Genomic DNA, 3,501 nt, shown 5'->3' on the forward strand with positions numbered 1-3,501 from the left:
GCGCTTAACGTACTTTGTTTCTGTCTTTTCCATAATGTTACTTTTTGTTGTAACGCTATTTCAGGACTAGACAATTTCTTCCGTCCTGACGCCGTGTTTGCTGCCCCTTTGACGAAGTGCTTCGTTCCCTCCTAAGAAAGCACTGCATGACACTCTCACGCAGCACTGCGTCGGGACTTCAGGAAGTGCTGCGTGGCAGCGACATTTCATTGCCGATTCATTGCCAGCTATCGCAGCCTGTTGTTGCTTTAAAAAGAAACCCGCCATTGATGTGAACTTTATCAATGACGGGCAACTTGCTATCTTTTGATTTTATGTTGAACTCACGTTTCTTATCTTTTGTGCCGCTGCGATGGTGTCGCGGACACGGCGTTCTGTGGTAACAGTGCGGGTGTATTCTTCTATTCGTACAGTACCGCCCATCGACACGACGTTGTTGCGCCAAACCATGTCACTCTCCACGGTTTCGCGAGCGGAGAAGTGAAACTCCGTAATGCTTGTCTCGCGGGCGATACGGGCGATGTTTTCCTCGTTTACCCCGCAGCCGGCCAAGAGCGTGATGCGCCCGGCGGCGGCTTTCTGCAATTCTTTCAGTAGAGGGATACCCGCTTCGGCGGTGAGTTGCTGTCCTGAGGTCAGAATACGGTTGCAACCTAGGCTGATAATATCTTCCAATGCCTGCCACGGGTCGCGGCAGACGTCGAAAGCACGGTGGAACGTGACCGACATGCCTTGCGCTGCTTTCATCAGTCGCTCCATCAGAGGCAGGTCTACAGCACCGTCGGCTGTTAAGCAACCCAGTACCACGCCGTCAGCACCTAAGCGTCGGGCGTTGGTAATGTCCTCCAGCATGATACGCTCTTCGAGGGGAGAGTAATGGAAGTCGCCGCCGCGGGGACGGATGATGACGTGCAGGCGGGTGCGGTTCAGCAGACCACGTGCTGTAGCGATGTCACCGAAAGAGGGAGTTGTGCCTCCCTCAGGGATTCCGGTACACAACTCCACGCGATCCGCACCACCAGCCTGTGCAGCTAAGCAGCTTTCTACACTGTTGGCGCAGACTTCGAACTGGAAGCGGAAAGGGTTCATGATTAAGGAGTTTGTTTATGGGCTTCCGATTTAGTTTACTTCGCATAGCTGACGGCGCGTGTCTCACGGATGACGGTGATCTTCACTTGTCCTGGATATGTCATCTCATCTTGTATCTTCTTAGCAATTTCGCCGGACAGGCTTTCTGTTTGCTTGTCGTCTATCTTATCGGCACCGACGATAACGCGCAGTTCGCGGCCGGCCTGGATGGCGTAAGTTTTCGTCACACCGGGGTAGGACATAGCCAGCTGTTCCAAGTCGTTGAGGCGCTTGATGTAGGCTTCTACGATTTCGCGGCGTGCACCTGGGCGTGCGCCCGAGATGGCGTCGCACACCTGGACGATGGGTGCCAGTAGGCTGGTCATTTCCGTCTCGTCGTGGTGGGCGCCGATAGCGTTGCAGATGTCAGGCTTTTCCTTATATTTCTCGGCCAGCTTCATTCCGTAGAGGGCATGTGGCATTTCAGGCTCTTCGTCGGGCACCTTGCCGATGTCATGCAGCAGGCCGGCGCGTTTGGCTTTCTTTGGGTTCAGTCCAAGCTCCGAAGCCATGACGGCGCAGAGGTTGGCTGTCTCTCGGGCGTGTTGCAATAGGTTTTGGCCGTAGGAAGAGCGGTATTTCATCTTTCCGATGATGCGGATTAGTTCGGGGTGTAGGCCGTGGATGCCCAAGTCAATAGTGGCGCGTTTGCCGGTTTCGATGATTTCTTCTTCGACCTGCTTGCGTACTTTGTTCACCACTTCCTCGATGCGGGCGGGGTGAATGCGGCCGTCGGTGACGAGCTGGTGCAGAGCCAGGCGGGCTATCTCGCGGCGCACGGGGTCGAAAGCCGAGAGGACGATGGCTTCGGGCGTGTCGTCCACCACGATTTCAACGCCGGTAGCCGCTTCTAAGGCGCGGATGTTGCGTCCTTCGCGGCCGATGATGCGACCCTTGATTTCGTCCGATTCGATGTGAAACACAGTAACTGAGTTTTCGATAGCTGTTTCCGTAGCTACGCGCTGGATGGTCTGGATGACGATACGTTTGGCTTCTTTGTTGGCTGTCAGTTTGGCTTCGTCCATGATGTCGTTGATGAACGACTGCGCCTGTGTCTTGGCTTCTTCCTTGAGCGATTCCACTAGGCGTTCTTTGGCTTCTTCGGCCGAGAGGCCTGAGATGGTTTCCAGTTTTTCTATTTCTTGCCGTTGCAGATGATCCAGTTCGTCTTTTTTCTTGTTGACGATGCCCAGCTGTGCTTCTAAGTTTTCGCGGATGGTGTCGGATTCCTGCTTTTTGCGTTGTAGTTCTTCTTGCCGTTGATTCAACACCAGTTCGCGTTGTTTCAGTTTGTTTTCGGCCTGTTGGATTTTCTGGTTACGGGAGGCCACTTCTTTTTCTAAGTCGGCTTTCTTGTTGAGGAACTTTTCCTTTACTTCGAGCAACTTGTTTTTCTTGATCACTTCCGCTTCTGTTTCCGCGTCTTTAAGGATGTTGTTATATTTCGCTTTCAAGCCGTGCTTGAAGAGCACGTAAGAAGCAGCGCCTCCGATGAGGAGGCAAGCGATGGACATTACTATTGTAACTACTGTCATTTTGATAAGTTGTTTTAATATGTATAATAAATAAGAAAGCACTGCCAGAGTCTTCCGCCCGTTGGTTCGGGGATGTGGAAAGTCTCGTCCAGTGCGTGGTTTTGTTTTTTATCAGGTTTGCGGCCCAGAGATTACGTCAGGAGGGTTTTTCTGCATTTCCGTTTCCTTGAAGCAGGTTTCAATCACCTCCGTTAGTTCTTTCAGTTTCGCCGTATAGGGGGCAGTGTCGTTCCGTTGTTCCATCCGCAGGGTCTCCAATGCAAACTGGTAGGCCACCATGCCGAGTTGCTGTTCGTTGCTTGCTTCTGGATAGTAGTCCCTATACTGTTTGAGCCTGACATTGACCTGTCGCGCAGCTTCCCTAACCATTTCCTCATCTTCGCGGCGGATGCTGAGGGGGTAGCTGGTGCCTGCCATGAGCAGGTGTATCTTTATATTATCGTTCATACATCTTCTTCTCTTTCATTATTCATTCAGCAGGGCGATGCATTTGTCGACTTCACGCACTAATTTTGACAATCGCAACTTCGTCTCTCTCACGTCACTGCCTTTAACGCTGATTGTCGTAGCTGTTTTTAGGTCGTTGTAGCGTTTTTCCAAAGCGTGGTAGGCAGTTTGTGAGGTAGCACAATCAGCCCGGCAAGCGTTCAGAAGCTCCTTCAGACGTATGTTTTCGCGTCGCTGTTCATCGTGCAGATAAATCAGGTGGCGCAGTCGCGCTTCAAAGGTTTTCAGTAACTCTTTTTCTTCTTCTGTCATCTCTGCACTAAAATTGTACACAAAAATACGATTTACTTGAATATTACAAAAACTTTTTGCCGAAAATTTGCGTTTTTCG

4 protein-coding genes and 1 pseudogene are annotated in these 3,501 nt (G+C 51.4%); 1 reads left to right on the forward strand and 4 read right to left on the reverse strand.

Annotated features, from left to right (window positions below; genetic code table 11):
* Positions 1-205: 205 nt before the first annotated feature.
* Positions 206-310, forward strand: a pseudogene (locus tag Q0Z70_RS13275) (IS982 family transposase); the annotation flags it as partial.
* Between the two features lie 2 nt (positions 311-312).
* Here the strand turns inward: Q0Z70_RS13275 and Q0Z70_RS13280 are convergent.
* The 4 genes from Q0Z70_RS13280 to Q0Z70_RS13295 all read right to left on the reverse strand — a co-directional run bounded on the left by Q0Z70_RS13280 (position 313) and on the right by Q0Z70_RS13295 (position 3,422).
* On the reverse strand, positions 313-1,089 hold the full coding sequence (locus Q0Z70_RS13280) for a copper homeostasis protein CutC (RefSeq protein WP_298075247.1): 777 nt from the start codon (positions 1,087-1,089) through the stop codon (positions 313-315).
* Positions 1,090-1,124: 35 nt separating this feature from the next.
* Complete coding sequence (gene rny, locus Q0Z70_RS13285; RefSeq protein WP_298075249.1) at positions 1,125-2,663, reverse strand: ribonuclease Y; 1,539 nt, start codon at positions 2,661-2,663, stop codon at positions 1,125-1,127.
* 111 nt (positions 2,664-2,774) lie between these two features.
* On the reverse strand, positions 2,775-3,110 hold the full coding sequence (locus Q0Z70_RS13290; RefSeq protein ID WP_298075251.1) for a cell division protein ZapA: 336 nt from the start codon (positions 3,108-3,110) through the stop codon (positions 2,775-2,777).
* Between the two features lie 18 nt (positions 3,111-3,128).
* Entirely contained in the window at positions 3,129-3,422 is a 294-nt protein-coding gene (locus Q0Z70_RS13295) for a hypothetical protein (RefSeq protein WP_298075254.1), read from the reverse strand.
* Between the last annotated feature and the right edge of the window lie 79 nt (positions 3,423-3,501).

The organism is uncultured Bacteroides sp. (genome assembly GCF_947632445.1).
In the GTDB taxonomy this organism is placed as follows: Bacteria; Bacteroidota; Bacteroidia; order Bacteroidales; family Bacteroidaceae; genus Bacteroides.